Below are 16,700 nucleotides of genomic sequence, written 5' to 3'. Positions count from 1 at the left end.
ATGGTGTCGGAATCATCTGAATCCTCTGGACGCCACAGCATCTTTGAGCAGACTGCGCTGGTCAAGCTTCCGTTCAAAGCCACTAAGCCCTTTCGGGAACTAGTGAAGCGGTTGGTTTGGTCGGCCGTGTTGTTGCTGGTCAGCACATTGATTGTGTGGGTCGATCGAGATTCGTACGTAGATTCCACTGCTGGTGACGGCGTCTCCCTTATTGACGCTTTTTATTACTCCACAGTCACCGTCACCACCACTGGATACGGTGACATCACCCCGGTCGCGACACATGCGCGACTTATTAACGCCTTCATCATTACGCCGTTGCGCATCAGCTTCCTGGTATTGCTGGTGGGTACCACCCTCGAGATGCTGGCCAATGAGGGACGACGCGGCTTGCTCGATAGTGCTTGGAGGAAGCGCATGAGGAATCATACTGTCGTTATTGGGTATGGCACGAAGGGCCGCAGTGCGGTCAATACACTGCGCAACCACGACGTCCCAGTCGAGAAAATTGTTGTCATCGACTCCCGTCCATCCGCAGTGGCCGAGGCTAACCGGTCTGGACTGGCGGCATTTGAGGGGGACGCCACCCGGCGTGATCTCTTGAGACGAGCGGAGATCAGCAAAGCACGAGAGGTCGTCATCACACTCAACCGCGACGACTCCGCGATCTTGACAACCCTGACGGTGCGCCAGCTCAACCCGCGCTGCCATATCGTCGTGTCTGGTCGAGAGGACGAGAACCTTCCGTTGCTGCGCGAGTCGGGTGCTAACGCGGTCGTCACGTCCGCGGATGCTGTGGGGCGATTGCTCGGGCTCTCGTCGGTTAACCCACACGTCGGCACCGTTGTGGACGATCTACTGTCCAGCTCCAAGGGCATGGAGGTCGTTCAGAGAATGGTTTCCAAGAGTGAAGTGGGTGCGCGGCCAGCAGATATTCAAAACGAGCGGGTACTTGCGGTCATTCGCAACGACGTGCTGCGCAACTTTTACGATCCGTCAATTGGACAGTTGCAACCAGGCGACCTCATCGTGGTGGTGCGCAAAGCAGTACCACGCCCGAACGAGCCGCAAGCCGAGAGTGACCTGCTGCGCTAGTCGGTGAGTGATTCAGCTGTCTGATCACACAGCCGGCTGCGATGAGCGCTCGACCAACCCCACGGTGTCCAATGCCACTAGAATGGGAGCTCTAACATCCAGGAGGTGTCCCGATGACCGACGAAAGCGTCTACGGGCCGTATGGTTCGGGCAAGGGAACCCTGGGTAAGCCGAAGCCTGACCAGCAGCGTCCTCAGCCTCGGATGCGGATGCGTGAACGCATCGTTCGGTGGGGGACACCTAAGCCATCCGGCCCGACCCAAAGCGTCACTGATCCGTTGATCTCGGTCGTGCTAGCTAACCACCCAAAAGCTGATACTGACCTTATTGAGCGAGCGTACCGTACTGCTGAGCATTATCACCGTGGGCAATCGCGTCAGTCTGGGGATCCTTACATCACGCATCCATTAGCGGTGACTATGATCCTCGCCGAGCTGGGCATGGATGAGAAAACTCTCTGCGCTGGCCTCCTGCACGACACCGTCGAGGACACGTCGTATACCAACGAACAGCTCACCGCCGATTTTGGCGAAGAAGTGGCTCTTCTCGTTGATGGGGTGACGAAGCTAGACAAGGTCCAGTATGGGGACTCCGCGAAAGCCGAGACGATTCGCAAGATGGTCATCGCGATGAGTCGCGATATTCGGGTTCTCGTTATTAAGCTGGCAGACCGATTACACAACATGCGTACGCTTGCGTTTCTGCGTCCCGACAAGCAGAACCGCATCGCCAAAGAAACCCTGGAAATCTTCGCGCCGCTGGCTCACCGGCTTGGTATGAATGCTATTAAGTGGGAGCTGGAAGATCTATGCTTCTCGACTCTTAACCCCAAGCTTTATGACGAGATCGTTCATATGGTTGCCGAGCGTGCTCCCCAGCGGGAAGCCCAACTCAAAGAAGTCATCTCGATCGTCCGTCAAGACCTGGATGAGGCAGGTATTAAGGCCACCGTCTATGGACGACCAAAGCACTACTACTCGATATACCAAAAGATGGTCGTGCGCGGTAGGGATTTTTCTGACATTTACGATCTTACGGGCCTGCGTATTCTCGTAGATACTCCCCGCGATTGCTATGCTGCGCTCGGCGTCATGCACGTGCGATGGAACCCTCTTCCCGGTCGGTTCAAGGACTACATCGCCATGCCGAAGTACAACATGTATCAGTCCCTGCACACGACAGTGTTGGGGCCAGGCGGTCAGCCAGTTGAATTGCAGATTCGTACTCATGAAATGCACCGGCGCGCTGAATATGGTGTGGCAGCTCACTGGAAATACAAGGAAAATCCGAATGCTGTCGGTCGAGGAATTCAGCCTGATGGCGCGGATCTTTCCTGGGTACAATCCCTTAACCAATGGTCTAAAGAAGAGTCCGATCCCAGAGAGTTCCTAGATTCACTGCGTTTCGAGATCAACTCCCGGGAAGTGTATGTTTTCACCCCCAAGGGCGACGTCATGAGTCTTCCTCAGGGCGCTACCCCGGTTGACTTCGCCTATGCTGTTCACACCGAGGTGGGCCACCGCTGTATCGGCGCAAGGGTGAATGGCAAACTTGTTACGCTCGATACCAAGCTCAGCAATGGCGACGTCGTCGATATTCTTACGTCGAATGCTCCCGACGCTGGCCCTAGCCGGGACTGGCTGGGATTCATTGCCTCTCCCCGTGCTCGTTCCAAGATCAAGTCCTATTTCACGAAGGAACGCCGCGAAGAATCCATCGAAGCTGGCAAGGACGCTATCGCAAAACAGCTGCGCCAAGCTGGAGTGCCGTTACAGTCATTGTTGACCGTCGAATACCTCACAGCGGTGGCCGACGATCTTCGGGTGTCCGGCATCAATGCCCTCTATGCAGCGGTAGGGGAGCACAACATCGGTGCCCAATCCGTCGTTGAAAAGCTCATCGCATTGGGCGGTGGACCAGAAGAGACCACCGCTGACGTGGAGGAAGAACTAGCCGTCGGCGTCAAGGCCCCGCGGCATCGTAGGAGCGAAACCGGGGTTATGGTCGATGGAGACCCGGACATGCTCGTCAAGCTGGCCCGATGCTGTACGCCGTTGCCCGGTGATCCGATCATGGGGTTTGTGACACGCTACGACGGCGTTTCAGTGCATCGCACGGATTGTTCTAATGCGAAGAACCTTCTTGAACATCCGGAACGCATCGTTTCAGTGTCGTGGTCTGAAACCCAGCAAGAGGGCTATCAGGTCACGATCCAAGTTGAAGGTCTTGATCGCGCCGGCCTATTACTGGATACGTCTCGAGTGCTTGCTGAGCAGGGCGTCAGCGTCATATCAGCCAATATGAGCACCTCAAAGTCTCATCTGGCTCGATTGCGACTTACTTTCGAGGCCCCGGATCCGACACACCTCAAGCACCTTACTGACTCGATTCGCCGAATCTCAGGCGTTTATGACGTCTTTCGCGTGAAGTCTTGACGACCCCAGATGCACCAACGGCCCCGGAACTGACAGTTCCGGGGCCGTTGGCCATGATCAGGCACTGAATTCGTCGAGCGCTTTCTGGGCTTCGTCGAGCCAGGCCTGGTAGGTCTTAATTGATTCGCGAGCCTTCTCGGCGTCCTTGGTGCGACCGGCAGCCTCAGCCTTTTCAGCTTGAGCGTTAAGCTTGCTGATCTGGGCGCTGAACATGTCGACGGTGGCGCGGGCACGTTCGCGAGCCTGCGGATCGGTGCGCTTCCACTCGGCTTCCTCAGCGGAATGGACGTGATGTTCCAGGTCACGGACGCGCGCGTCAATACGCTTCATGGCGTCGCGAGGAACTCGTCCAACCTCGTTGAATTTTTCAAGGAAGGCACGAAGCTTAGCCTTGGCCTGTTCAATGTCTGTGACGGGAAGGATGTCTTTTTCTGCCTCATCAAGGAGCTGCTCTTTAACCTGCTGGTTACCGCGGTATTCCTCGTCCTGTTGGCTCTGAGCGGCGGTGCGAGCACCAAAGAAGGTGTCCTGAATGGCGCGGAACTCCTTCCATAGCTTGTCATCGACATCGCGGGGAGCAGGTCCGGCTGCCTTCCACCGATTCATGAGGTCGCGGAATTGGCGAGAGGTTTCCCCCCAGGCCGTCGACTCAGCGAGTGGACGAGCCTCTTCGATGATTTGTTCCTTGATAGCGCGAGCGCGCTCTCGCACGTGGTTTTGCTCAGCGATGTGCTGCTTGCGGCGGCGGGTGAACGCGGTGCGAGCCCCAGAAAAGCGGTGCCACAGCTCGTCGTCAGTGGTCTTGTCAATTCGGGGGAGACGACGCCACTGCTCTAGCAGATCACGGAATTTTCCCGTGCCACCACGCCAGTCGTTGCCAGCAGCAATGGCTTCTGCTTGAGCGACCATTTCCTCTTTGGCCGCCTTGGCACGGGCCTTTGCTTCAGCTCGCTCCTCTCGGCGGGTCTCGGCTTTGGCATCAATAGTGGGGCTCAGCGCCTCTACCCGGGCTGCAAGAGATTCCAGGTCGCCAACGGCATTGGCCTCTCGAATGGATGTAACGAGCTTACTGGCGGCAGACCGTGCCTCCTCTGGCGAGGCAGTGCCCGAGGTCACTCGTGATTCCAGCAACGACACCTCGGTCTCGAGGGCGTGATAGCGGCGCACGAAGAATTCAAGGGCTTCCTCGCTAGTGGAGTCCGGCACCTGGCCGACAGACCTCTCCCCGTCGCTAGTTCGGACGTAAACGGTGCCGTCTTGATCGACGCGGCCGAAGGACTGCGGAGCTTGTGCGTGACTCATACGCCCCATCTTGCCCGATAAAGTGGCAAACGTGTTCATTGCGTCGTTTATTACGGGCCCTTTTCAGGCCAATTGCTACCTCCTAGCGCGCGAGGAGGGCTCGGAGTGCGTCATCGTTGACCCTGGCATGGGGGCTGAGGAATTCCTTGGAAACGCGCTAAAGACCCATCATCTTGCTCCGGTGGCGGTTGCTGCGACTCATGGTCACATCGACCATGTTGGATCTGCGCGGCAGGTCTCAGACGAGTACCGCATTCCGGTACTGTGCCCTCGCGACGATCGCCATCTCCTTAGCGACCCCATGGCTGGACTCGCCGACTTCGCGCGTCCGCTCATTGAACAATGGTATGGATCGACGACCTTGCGTGAGCCAGACGACGTTATCGACGTCGAACCGTTCTCCCATCACTGCTTCGCCGACATTGACCTGGAGTTTCTGCACGCCCCAGGCCATACGCCCGGCTGCTCCATGATTCGCGTGATTGATGCCGAGAACGGTCCCATCGTCATGTCTGGAGATGTCGTGTTTGCTGGATCTATCGGACGCACGGATATGCCAGGTGGAGACCCGGCTCAGATGTCGCGCAGTCTTGCCGATGTCGTGTGGCCTTTAGACGACGCCACCCATATATTGCCTGGGCATGGTGGGCCAACGACGATGGCCCATGAACGCTCAACCAATCCGTTCTTGAACCGCCACTAGAATGTGTCGCGCCGCCAAGAGCCCGATCGTCACCGGCCTGGCACAATAAGGCCTGCGGGGTGACCCGCAGTTACACCCAACTTTTCGAAGGATTCCTCATGGCCCGTCTCAAGCCCTTGTCCGGTTTTCCCGAATTCCTGCCCTCAGGACAAATGGTGGAGAACCATGTGACTCGGATTCTTGAGGAGACCTTCGAGCTACATGGTTTTGCACCGATTCATACTCGCGCGGTGGAGCCCATGACACAGTTGACGCGCAAGGGAGAGATCGACAAAGAAGTTTACGTCGTCGACCGGTTGCACGCCGATCCGCACGACTCTCGTTCCGAGAAGGATCGACTGGGCCTACATTTCGACTTGACCGTCCCCTTTGCACGTTACGTGCTTGAGAATGCTGGACATCTGCAGTTCCCATTTCGCCGCTACCAGATTCAAAAGGTGTGGCGCGGCGAGCGTCCGCAAGAGGGCCGCTACCGCGAATTCACCCAGGCTGACATCGACATCGTTGGCGATCAAACTCTCGCCGAGCACCATGACGTCGAAACTCCGCTCGTGATGTTGTCGGCCCTTGAGCGACTGCACACTGAATTGGGGTTCCCGACCGTCACTATGCACGTCAATAACCGCAAACTTTCCGAGGGGTTTTATCGCGGGTTGGGTATTGAGAATCCGATGGCGGTGCTTCAGCGGGTCGATAAGTATGACAAAATTGGCCCGGACGCCGTCCGCGACCTGCTTGTCGATGAGTTGAGTCTTTCTGATGATGTTGCTAACAAATGTGTCGCATTGGCCTCTATTCAGTCGGCTGACGACTCCTTTATTGCAAAGGTCCGTGACTTGGGCGTCACCAATGACATGCTCGAAGAAGGACTGGACTGCCTCAACCGGGTAGTCACTGCCGTTAACAAGGCGGTTCCGGGCCGTATGGTCGCTAATCTCAAGATTGCCCGGGGGTTGGACTACTACACCGGTACCGTGTACGAGACTGAACTCACTGGTCATGAGTCGATGGGCTCGGTGTGCTCGGGGGGTCGGTATGAGTCGCTCGCGTCCGACGGTAAGCATGTGTATCCGGGGGTCGGTATTTCATTGGGCTTGACCCGGTTGCTGGCACCGATCCTGTCGCGTGGCGAGCTGTCCTCATCGCGTTCGGTGCCTTCGGCCGTTCTGGTTGCCGTTAATACTGAACAAGATCGCGGAACGTCTGAGTCCATTGCCCAGACGTTGCGCTCTCGCGGCATACCATGCGAGGTGGCTCCTAAAGCCGATAAATTTGGAAAGCAGATCAAGCACGCCGATCGTCGAGGCATCCCGTATGTGTGGTTCCCCGGTGTCGAACATGCTGACCACCGAGATATTGACACCGTCAAAGATATTCGGTCTGGCGACCAGATTGAGGCTGATGCGGCCTCGTGGAATCCGCCTGCTGAGGATCTGCGTCCCGGTGTGATTGGCACCTGGTGATCGTGGATGGTGGGGTTCTCAGCACGATATGAGAGCCCCACCGCCAGTGCTCAGGCGGATGTGCGTGCCTGGCGTACAGCGACGATGTCGTCAGCAGCCAAAATAAGCCACCACAACGTTCCTAGACCCAAGCTGAATCGTTGCCAGAGTCCCGTGTAGTCGACAGGGGTGCCGTCGAGCCACCCCACGGCACCGATGCCGTTGAAAAGAGTAAAGAACACCCACGCCCACGCGACGACTAGACCGATGCCGCGGAACCTCGTCATGGTCGAGTTGAGCAACAGGATCGGCAACGCGAACCCGATGACGACAATGGTCGAGGTCCCAATGTGGATGATGTGGCTTACGCTGACGTCTCCGGCATTCTCTGCGGCCAGGCACGCGGGAGAACGTGTAGGGGAGCAGTCCATCGTGATAAGGGCATCAAGAATGCTGAAGAACCCTCCTGCGACGAAGCCGATTCCTGACCATCCCTGTCGCTGGGGGCGACGTTGCCGAACCCACGCCAAGGTCGACACACCCGCCACACCCAGTGACACTCCCATGACGATATCGGTGATCTGGAATAGATAACGCCACGGTTGATCACGCGCAGAATACTCAGAGACAAATGCATGCAATTGACTCATTGCCGGGTTGATTATTCCGGCGAAGGCCCAGGTAAGTGAGGCGAGGGATGCGAGGATGAGGAAAGCAGAGCGCCAACGTCGGAACCTGATCTCGCGACGACGACCAGTCATCGGCGGTCTCTCCACTGGCTACGCAGTAGACCGTGATACTGCGCATCCCGCGGACCGGTCGAGCCGACGATGCACGCTCGCCGCAACCCCTCAGGAACCATTCCTGCCTTCTCCATCACTTTGCCTGAGGCTATGTTGGCAGGATCATGCCTAGCCTCAACTTTGTTGACGTCAGCGGCATCGAACAAGTACGCCATCACAGCTTTGAGGGTTTCGGTCGCGTAACCATGATTCCACCACCGCGAGCCAAAGCAGTAACCCACTTCGGCGAGGTCGACTTCCGTCTCAAGATTGACCACAGCGGTCTGTCCGATGATGACATCTCCTAGCCACACTGCCCAGTTGAACGTGGATGGACGATCGTAGTCATGTACCCAGCCGGTGAGCAGAGAACGGGTGGCATCGATATTGGGATGTGGCGGCCAGGTCACAAATCGCGTGACCTCGGGGTCACTAGCCCAGTTGTCGTACATCTGCTGGGCATCGTCAACTGACCATCGTCGCAGCGCTAGCCGATCGGTCTGAATCGGACGCGTGCCAACCAGTCTCATGACGGTGACCATATCACCGCCTCACAAGGCCTTCACGAGTGCACAGACAGCTCCATAACTGGCGTCAGATCTGGGCGTGAGGCCGTCTGGGGAGAGGTTGGGATCTCGTCTTCAGGTTCCGGGCGCACTGCCTGGTGGGCCTCAAGCTCCTCAGCAACATTGCGATCGCGCGCGGTGGCAGCCATCAATTTAATGCGGTTGAGCTGGTTGACTTGGGAAGCCCCTGGGTCATAATCGACCGACACTACGTTGGCCTGTGGGAATTGACGGCGGATCTCGCGGAAGATGCCACGCCCGGTGACGTGGTTTGGTAGACACGCAAATGGCTGCACAACAGCGATATTGGGTACTCCTTCACGGATCATGTCGACCATCTCACCGACGAGGTACCAGCCCTCACCGGCCTGGTTACCGAGCTGGACGATGCGTTGGGCATCCTCCATGAGTGTGGTAATCGGGGTGGGGACCTCAAACCGCGTGGACTTGCGCAATGCTGCAGTGACGGGTTTCTGGTACTGCATGAGCAGACTCCGGAAAGCCTTCTTAACGTGGCGGCTCCACTTGTCGGTGCCGAATGTCTTGTAGTTGTAATCGCCAGCAGACAAGCAGTTATACACAAACCACATGAGGCCTGGCAGGACGGCTTCACAGCCTTCAGACTCAATGGTCTCAACAATGTGGTTATTAGCATCGGGATGGAACTGCACCAAGATTTCACCGAGCACACCGACACGCGGCTTTCGTGGCCCGTGGATCATATCAAGATGTTCGAAATCGTTGACGATGGCGTTGATCATGGTCTTGTACGTCGTGCGGCGTCCCCACGTTGCGGAATGACCATTGTCTAAGAAATGCTCGCGAGCAATAGTCGTCCAGCGGTGCATGAGGGCGTCGGCCGATCCCGGAACTGCCTCGTATGGACGGGTACGAAGATGTACCTTCTGCAACAAGTCGCCGATCGTAATGGCCTGCACCATGCGGTGAATGAGGGGAGCAGTCAGAGAGAATCCTGGGTTGTCCTCGACGCCTTGCAGGGATGCCGCTATGACTGGGATATTGCCGAAGCCGACGTCCTTAAGAGCCTTGCGAAGTAAACCGATGTAGTTAGTGGCCCGGCACATGCCACCGGTCTGGGTAAGAAACAGAGTGGTGTGATCAAGGTCATACTTGCCAGACTTCAACGCCGACACGAGCTGTCCTATGACAACAATGGCGGGGAAGCAGGCGTCATTGTTGACGATCGACAGACCGTAATCAATGTTCTGGCGGGAGGCTTGTTTCAGCACCTCAACCTGATAGCCAGACGCTCGAAGAGCAGCCTCAGCAATGGACGTCTGATACGGGGCCAACTGGGGGACCAGAATGGTGTGGGTAGCTTTCATCTCCTTAGTGAAAGGTACCCGGTCATCGGATAGCTGATGGGCGACCAGTTTACGGTTATGGCGGGCCCTTTCCTTCGCGACGGCTTGTAGTGAGCGCATGCGGATACGCGCGGCACCTAAATTAGAGACCTCATCAATTTTGAGGGTGGTGTAAATCCGGTCTCGGGCAGCCAGGATCTCGCGCACCTGGTCGGTCGTAATAGCGTCGAGGCCACAGCCGAATGAATTCAGTTGAACCAACTCGAGGTCAGGTCGGGAACCGACGAAAGCGGCAGCTTGGTAGAGCCTGGAGTGGAACATCCATTGGTCACGCACGCGCAGCGGACGCTTCAACAAGTCAGCTCCCAGATGGGCTACTGAGTCCTCGGTAAGTACTGCCATTCCCAAGGAGTTCACCATCTCTGGAATCCCGTGATGGACCTCTGGATCGACGTGGTACGGACGGCCCGCCAGGACGATTCCGGGGACGTTATGCTCGGCCATATACGCCAAAGCATCTTCGCCCATCTTCCGGATATCTTCATGAAAGGCCTTATCCTCCGCAAGCCCTTTGGCAATTGCTTGGCGGGCTTCATCAACGGTGACGCCATCGTCAGAGAAAATCTCGGCCAGTCTCTCAGCTAGCTTGGCAGGGTCGGCTAGTGACAGGAAGGGAGAAATGAGTTCGACGTTCTTGTCGCGGAGACTTTCAACGTTGGCCCTAATGACCTCCGGGTACGAGGCAACTACCGGGCAGTTGAAGTGCGCGTCAGCATCGGCCACACTGACCTGCTCAAAGCGGATACAGGGATCGAAAATCCGTTTGACGCCACGCTCAACAAGGTCCTCAATATGACCGTTATTGAGTTTGGCTGGGTAGCAAATATTCTCGCTAGCAATTGATTCCATGCCCTTTTCAAACAGAGCATGAGAGGACCGTCCTGAAATCATGACACGGTAGCCCAGAGCCGACAACGTCGTGAACCAGAACGGGTAGTTTTCGTACATATTCAATGCGCGGGGTAGGCCCAAGTCCCCGCGGAATGCCTTCTTCGCTGTCAAGCGACGGTAGCCAAAGAGCCTCTTGTACTTGGCTTCAAACACATTGGGCAGTTCAGACTTCGGAGCTTTGGCCATTTTGCGGTTATTGACTTCGGCACCACGGTCACAACGGTTGCCAGAGACAAACACCCGACCGTCAGAGAAGGTGGCTATGGTGCGCTGGCAGTGGTTTTGGCACAAGGTGCAATCGTCGCGATGAGTTTCGACAGCGAAACCGTCGAGTTCTGCGCGCTCTCGTAAGCCGTCGGAGGTGGAGGGCTCTCCGGCATGGAATCGGGCATGAGCTGTCAAAGCGGCTCCATAGGCCCCCATAAGACCAGCTTGAGCTGGACGGACAACCTCGCGTCCAGTGAGCTTTTCGAAGGCCCGTAATACGGCGTCATTGAGGAACGTTCCTCCTTGGACGACAACCTTGTCTCCCAGCTGTTCGGGATCGGTGAGTTTGATGACTTTGTATAAGGCATTACGAACCACCGAATAAGACAATCCTGCAGCAATATCAGCAGGGGAGGCACCTTCCTTTTGTGCCTGCTTAACTGATGAATTCATAAAGACAGTGCAGCGGCTGCCGAGATCGACCGGATGCTCAGCAGTCAGGCTCATGGATGCGAATGATTCTATATCGGTATCCATGCCTGCAGCGAAGGTCTGTAAAAAGGATCCACATCCTGACGAGCATGCTTCATTGACAGAGATTGAGTCAATGATCTGATCGGCGACGCGCAGGTACTTCATGTCTTGGCCACCAATGTCGATGATCGCCGTGACTCCGGGGAGTAGGTGATCGGCCGCTCGATAATGGGCCATGGTCTCGACTTCGCCGTCGTCGGCTCCTAGCGCGGCCTTGACGAGCCCCTCGCCGTACCCAGTTGTACACGTGCGAGCAATGGTCGCTTCTGCTGGCATGGTGTCGTAAAGGTCAGCGAGGATCTGCACTGCTGCGCTGACCGGATCTCCCTCATTGGATGCGTAGTGGGAAGACACGATGTTGAGGGACTCGTCGATGAGGACGGATTTGATTGTCGTTGATCCGGCGTCAATACCCAGGAAAAGATTCCCGCGAGCATCGTGCAGCGGTAGCTGCGGCAATTTGGCTTGAGAATGACGCTGAGTGAAATCAGTCAATTCCTGTTCATCACGGAATAGCGGAGGCATGGATTGGGAAATCCCGTTGCGAGTACGGGCGTGCCGAGACCGCTTCGTGGTTTCCGCGAGATCTACTGGTTCAGATGTCGACGTCAGAGCCGCTCCCATAGCCACATATAGCTGAGCGCGGTCCGGGGTAATGTATTCGTCAACCTTGCCGTCAAGGACACGCGAAAACGCTTCTCGTAAGCTTGGCATGAAGTGAAGCGGGCCACCAAGGAAAATAACCTTTCCCCGAATTGGACGACCGCACGCCAGGCCAGCAATGCATTGAGTGGCAACAGCCTGTAGCACCGAGGCGGCCAGGTCCTCGTGACGGGCTCCTTCGTTGATGAGGGGTTGAAGATCTGACTTGGCGAAAACGCCACAGCGTGACGCGATGGGGTGGATTGTCTTGGCCCGCGATGCTAAGTCGTTGAGACCGGGAGCGTCGGTGTGCAGCAGAGTAGCCATCTGGTCGATGAAGGCGCCGGTGCCACCGGCGCATGAGCCGTTCATACGCTGCTCAGGGACAGGTTTGAGGTACGTGATTTTTGCGTCCTCGCCACCGAGTTCGAGAAGCACGTCGGCGTCGGGATTCCAGTGCTGGACGGCCGCTGTCTCGGCCATAACCTCCTGTATGAAGGTAAGACCTAACGCCTCTGCGGTGCCGAGTCCTGCCGACCCGGTGACGGTCGCGCGGACCTTGGCTCCCGGAAGGGAGTTGGAAGCATCGTCGAGCAGAGATGCCATGGCGCCGGTGATATCGGCGTGGTGACGTCTGTAATCCTCGAACAGGATGGTCTCGTTGGCGTCAAGGATAACTGCCTTAATCGTCGTCGATCCGACGTCGAGACCCATCCGAAGGTCTCGCGCATCCAGTGGGATCGCATTGCCGATGTGTGCGTCCATGTCTCTATTTCATCACTGTAGAAATGATGTTGCAGCAAGTGGGGCCCCTTTTTCTGTCGAGATGTGGGGGAGTACGGTCGTGGCATGTCTCAATCATCGTGTGCACCGTCATCTCGCCGCGGTCCACGTGGTGAGGCAGGGGCGGCGAGGGCAGCCATCTTGACTGCGGCCCGGTCGCTTTTTCTTGCCGGTGACTTCCATTCAGTCAGTCTGAGAGCGATAGCTCGCGAAGCCGGGGTAGATACCTCGCTGGTGAGCTACTATTTCGGCTCGAAGCAGTCCCTCTATAACGAAGCGATGTCTTTACCCAATGGTCCGCACCGCATCATTGCTGAGGTGTGCTCTCGAACAGATGCCGACCATCTTGGGAATGCCTTAGTGAAAGCGTTCATTGATGCCTGGGATGGTCACCTTGGCTTGGGAGGACCAGATCCACAAATGCAGGGGGTGGTGCAGGCTCTACTCACTCAGCCTGATGCCTTCGATACGCTGCGTCGGTTCTATACCGAGCAGATTCTGGCCCCCGTCGTCGAGCTGCTCGTTCCCAGTTTCGGAGCAGATGAAGCAGGGATACGGGCCTCTCTCGGGCTTTCGCAATTGCTGGGAATATTCACGGCTCGTTACGTCGTGGGTCTGCAGTCACTAGCGGATCTGTCGGCGGCGGAACTTATCGCCCGAGAAGGGCCGGCTTTGCAGCGCACCCTGACCGGACCTCTCGTCAGCAGCTAACGTTTTTGTCATGGGACAGGTCGGTTCACCTACCGAGCTGATACGCCTCGCGATAGAGTCACAGTCACAACCTTGGCGCATGGCGGCGCCTGACGCCCACGGATAACGGGAGATGACCAATGACGATCGCAATCAAGATGGGTTTTCTCGATGACAGCCCCATCGTCGACGACCAGGGTCGGCTTGTTGGGCGAGGGGGCGGAACTGCCTTGGTAGAGCGGCTTCTGGCCATGTACCCAGGTGCTGTCGTTGTCAACTATGAGGATCGTCAGTGCGATGGATTCGAGGCGAAGAAGCTAACCAGCCTCGAGCCACTGGACACTCTCGTCATTAACCTTGACGTCATCGATTCCGTTGGCGTTTTTCAGACGATGCACCGCGCGGGGGTCGAACCCAAGATTCTCAATCTTCAGTGGCTGCCTCCGTCCCACTATCACCACAAGGTGAACTTCGCGGCTATGGGTCTTTCCTACGCGCTCTTCCCCACTCTGTGCTCCGGTGAGCGCACTGCTGGCGAAGTGACCGAGCTGGTGCGCCGGTGGACAATCTCCCCGCTCGCTCATCAAGCTCGCATTGCCTGGATTCAGCCTGGTATTCGTGATGACCTCGTTCGTGAGCACGTTGATCCCGAGGTTCCGACGGTTCTCTATCCGGCTATTCACCTTACGGATGTCAAGCGTCCAAAAGTGTTCCTCGATATCATGACTCGTGTCGCGGCAGATGTGGACGTGAGGATGGAAGCGCGTCTGAGTCAGCGCGATCTCGCGAGCGTCATGGCGATGAAGATGTCATCGCCGAAGTGGGCGTCCGTTGGCCCTCTGTTTGGTCAGCGCGAGGAGTATTGGGAGTCCCTCGCTCGCATGACAGCTTTCCTGGCCACAGCGAAGAATGAGGCCTACGGTTTCGAATACCTTGAGGCTCTTGTCGCCGGCGCTATTGGCGTCTTCCCGGATACCACCTGGGCACGCAAAACAGTCCCTGAGGACTATCCCTACTTCTATCGCACCAATGATGAGGCGGTCTCGATGCTCAAAGAGGTGCTCAACGATCCGCAGACCGCTCGTAACGCTATTAACGAGCTCGCCGGGGGATCGATTCGTGACTGGATCCTCGAGCATAATCAGCGTTCCGGTGGAAATGAGGCGATGCGAAAGCAGATCGAGGAGTGGTTCCCCGAGATCCAAGCCTGATCTGAACCTGGATGCCGTAGCGGTGGCGATCGCTACGGCATCCCCCTGTCGGGGCATTGCGCGAGCTCATCTGCGACCGCGCGGATGGCGACTGTCATGACTCATCGGTATGCTGTTAACCGGCCCGTACCGTCTATGCGTGGCCTGTGACAATGGAAGGATGAGACGTGCTGCGAACCCATGACGCGGGAACCCTACGAGCCAGCGATATCGGTAAGGAGGTGACTCTCGCCGGATGGGTCGGGCACCGACGCGACCACGGTGGCGTCGCCTTCATTGATCTTCGTGATGCCTCCGGTTTGGCTCAGGTCGTCATCCGTGACGAGATCCTGGAATTTTCCGGTGCCCACGACTTGCGTAACGAGTACTGCATTAAGGTGACCGGCGTCGTCGAGGCCCGTCCAGAAGGCAATGCGAACCCGAATCTACCCACTGGTGAGATTGAGGTTGCCATTCGTGAGCTCGAGGTGCTCAATCCGTCGGCGCCGCTACCTTTCCAGATCGACGAACACGTCAGCGTCGGCGAGGACGCCCGGCTGAAGTACCGCTACCTTGACCTGCGTCGTCCGCGCCAGCATGAAGCCCTGGTGCTTCGCTCGAAGGTTACCCACGCCATTCGCGACGTGTTGGACCGTCACAATTTCTATGACATTGAGACTCCCACCCTGACTCGGTCTACCCCCGAAGGTGCCCGCGACTTCCTGGTCCCAGCCCGTCTGGCACCGGGCTGCTGGTACGCCTTGCCGCAGAGCCCCCAATTGTTTAAACAGTTACTCATGGTTTCCGGCATGGAGCGCTATTACCAAATTGCTCGGTGTTACCGTGACGAGGATTTCCGTGCCGATCGTCAACCTGAATTCACCCAGCTTGACGTCGAGATGAGCTTTGTCGACCAGGACGATGTTATTGCGCTAGCCGAAGAGATAATGGCGGCTTGCTGGAAGATCATCGGCGTCGATATGCCGACGCCATTGCCTCGCATTACCTGGCATGAAGCCATGGACCGCTACGGGTCCGACAAACCCGATTTACGCTTCGGAAACGAGATCACTGAGGTCACCGATTTCTTCGCCAATACCCCGTTCCGGGTTTTCCAGGCCCCATATGTTGGTGCTGTCGTAATGCCTGGTGGCGCCTCTCTACCGCGCCGCCAGTTTGACGCCTGGCAGGAGTGGGCGCGCACCCGTGGTGCCAAGGGCCTGGCTTACATCACGATTTCCGACGAGGGAGTGCCGGGCGGTCCGGTTGCCAAGAACATTTCTGAGGACGAAAAGGCTGGTATCGCTGAGAAAGTCGGCGCCAAGCCTGGCGACGCTATTTTCTTTGCTGCTGGCTCGAAGACGTCGTCCCAGGAGTTACTCGGAGCGGCGCGGTTGGAGATCGGCCGTCGGTGCGAGCTGTTTGATCCGTCCGATTGGGCTTTCTGCTGGGTCGTCGATGCTCCGCTGTTCAAGCCCACCAAGGAGGCTGAGGCTTCCGGTGACGTCGCTGTGGGAGCCGGCGCCTGGACTGCCGTCCACCATGCGTTTACCAGCCCGACTCCCGATTGCATGGACACCTTCGACACTGATCCAGGATCAGCTTTGGCCTATGCATATGACTTCGTCGTCAACGGCAATGAAGTGGGCGGCGGATCTATCCGTATCCATCGTCGCGATGTGCAGGAGCGGGTCTTCAACGTCATGGGGATTGGTCCCGAGGAGGCCCAGGAGAAGTTCGGCTTCCTTCTGGACGCCTTCAAGTTTGGTGCTCCGCCGCACGGTGGCATTGCTTTCGGCCTGGATCGTCTCGTTATGCTGCTCGGTGGTTTCGAGACCATCCGAGACGTTATTGCGTTCCCGAAGACTGGTAACGGCTATGACCCCTTGACGGCTGCCCCTGCGCCAATTACCCCAGCCCAGCGGCGCGAGGCCGGCGTCGATGCGAAGCCGAAGAAACCCACCCACGCTTCGAATGAGGAGCTTGACAAGCATAAGAAGTGACGACGTTGTCGTTGCAGCGGGCGGCGGCCTGGGGGTCGCCGCCCCGACGT

11 protein-coding genes are annotated in these 16,700 nt (G+C 57.3%); 7 read left to right on the top strand and 4 right to left on the bottom strand.

The annotated features are described in order from the left end of the window. On the top strand, positions 1-1,095 hold the full coding sequence (locus FYJ43_RS05340; RefSeq protein WP_154562697.1) for a potassium channel family protein: 1,095 nt from the start codon (positions 1-3) through the stop codon (positions 1,093-1,095). A 113-nt stretch (positions 1,096-1,208) separates the two neighbouring features. Beyond that, on the top strand, positions 1,209-3,530 hold the full coding sequence (locus FYJ43_RS05335) for a RelA/SpoT family protein (protein WP_154562695.1): 2,322 nt from the start codon (positions 1,209-1,211) through the stop codon (positions 3,528-3,530). A 57-nt stretch (positions 3,531-3,587) separates the two neighbouring features. Here the strand turns inward: FYJ43_RS05335 and FYJ43_RS05330 are convergent, their stop codons facing one another. Beyond that, positions 3,588-4,871 (bottom strand): DUF349 domain-containing protein, encoded by a 1,284-nt coding sequence (locus tag FYJ43_RS05330; RefSeq protein WP_154562693.1) that lies wholly within the window; start codon positions 4,869-4,871, stop codon positions 3,588-3,590. Between FYJ43_RS05330 and FYJ43_RS05325 the strand changes: the two genes are divergently transcribed. After that, a complete protein-coding gene (locus tag FYJ43_RS05325) occupies positions 4,864-5,535 on the top strand; it encodes an MBL fold metallo-hydrolase (protein WP_326833362.1) in 672 nt (223 codons plus the stop codon). The genes FYJ43_RS05330 and FYJ43_RS05325 overlap by 8 nt on opposite strands. 98 nt (positions 5,536-5,633) lie before the next feature. Continuing rightward, positions 5,634-6,998 (top strand): histidine--tRNA ligase, encoded by a 1,365-nt coding sequence (hisS, locus tag FYJ43_RS05320; RefSeq protein ID WP_154562689.1) that lies wholly within the window; start codon positions 5,634-5,636, stop codon positions 6,996-6,998. Positions 6,999-7,048: 50 nt separating this feature from the next. Here the strand turns inward: hisS and FYJ43_RS05315 are convergent, their stop codons facing one another. From FYJ43_RS05315 to FYJ43_RS05305, 3 genes are read right to left on the bottom strand one after another with little or no spacing between them, the layout of a single operon-like run. Continuing rightward, positions 7,049-7,738 carry a DUF998 domain-containing protein gene (locus FYJ43_RS05315; protein ID WP_154562687.1) on the bottom strand — a complete coding sequence of 230 codons (690 nt, stop codon included), beginning with the start codon at positions 7,736-7,738 and terminating at the stop codon, positions 7,049-7,051. Next, positions 7,735-8,289, bottom strand: a complete 555-nt coding sequence (locus tag FYJ43_RS05310) for a GNAT family N-acetyltransferase (protein WP_154562685.1) — start codon at positions 8,287-8,289, stop codon at positions 7,735-7,737. The genes FYJ43_RS05315 and FYJ43_RS05310 overlap by 4 nt, the downstream gene beginning before the upstream one ends. 32 nt (positions 8,290-8,321) lie before the next feature. Further along, entirely contained in the window at positions 8,322-12,749 is a 4,428-nt protein-coding gene (locus FYJ43_RS05305; RefSeq protein WP_154562683.1) for an acyl-CoA dehydratase activase-related protein, read from the bottom strand. 84 nt (positions 12,750-12,833) lie between these two features. Here FYJ43_RS05305 and FYJ43_RS05300 point away from each other — a divergent pair, with 84 nt between their 5' ends. From FYJ43_RS05300 to aspS, 3 genes are all read left to right on the top strand, one after another. After that, entirely contained in the window at positions 12,834-13,478 is a 645-nt protein-coding gene (locus FYJ43_RS05300; protein ID WP_456064347.1) for a TetR/AcrR family transcriptional regulator, read from the top strand. 119 nt (positions 13,479-13,597) lie between these two features. Continuing rightward, positions 13,598-14,668 (top strand): glycosyltransferase family 1 protein, encoded by a 1,071-nt coding sequence (locus FYJ43_RS05295; protein ID WP_154562681.1) that lies wholly within the window; start codon positions 13,598-13,600, stop codon positions 14,666-14,668. A gap of 167 nt (positions 14,669-14,835) precedes the next feature. Then, positions 14,836-16,650, top strand: a complete 1,815-nt coding sequence (gene aspS / locus FYJ43_RS05290; RefSeq protein ID WP_326833361.1) for an aspartate--tRNA ligase — start codon at positions 14,836-14,838, stop codon at positions 16,648-16,650. The last annotated feature ends 50 nt before the right edge of the window (positions 16,651-16,700 follow it).

The sequence above is a fragment of the Cutibacterium porci genome (assembly GCF_009696315.1).
Lineage (GTDB): Bacteria > Actinomycetota > Actinomycetes > Propionibacteriales > Propionibacteriaceae > Cutibacterium > Cutibacterium porci.
This window is presented reverse-complemented; position numbering and strand designations above follow the sequence as displayed.

Excerpts from the sequence above, each read along its gene's own strand:
- FYJ43_RS05340 (WP_154562697.1), top strand. The coding sequence starts at position 1 with ATGGTGTCGGAATCATCTGAATCCTCTGGACGCCACAGCATCTTTGAG.
- FYJ43_RS05335 (WP_154562695.1), top strand. The coding sequence starts at position 1,209 with ATGACCGACGAAAGCGTCTACGGGCCGTATGGTTCGGGCAAGGGAACC.
- FYJ43_RS05330 (WP_154562693.1), bottom strand. The coding sequence starts at position 4,871 with ATGAACACGTTTGCCACTTTATCGGGCAAGATGGGGCGTATGAGTCAC.
- hisS (WP_154562689.1), top strand. The coding sequence starts at position 5,634 with ATGGCCCGTCTCAAGCCCTTGTCCGGTTTTCCCGAATTCCTGCCCTCA.
- FYJ43_RS05315 (WP_154562687.1), bottom strand. The coding sequence starts at position 7,738 with ATGACTGGTCGTCGTCGCGAGATCAGGTTCCGACGTTGGCGCTCTGCT.
- FYJ43_RS05310 (WP_154562685.1), bottom strand. The coding sequence starts at position 8,289 with ATGAGACTGGTTGGCACGCGTCCGATTCAGACCGATCGGCTAGCGCTG.
- FYJ43_RS05305 (WP_154562683.1), bottom strand. The coding sequence starts at position 12,749 with ATGGACGCACACATCGGCAATGCGATCCCACTGGATGCGCGAGACCTT.
- FYJ43_RS05300 (WP_456064347.1), top strand. The coding sequence starts at position 12,834 with ATGTCTCAATCATCGTGTGCACCGTCATCTCGCCGCGGTCCACGTGGT.
- FYJ43_RS05295 (WP_154562681.1), top strand. The coding sequence starts at position 13,598 with ATGACGATCGCAATCAAGATGGGTTTTCTCGATGACAGCCCCATCGTC.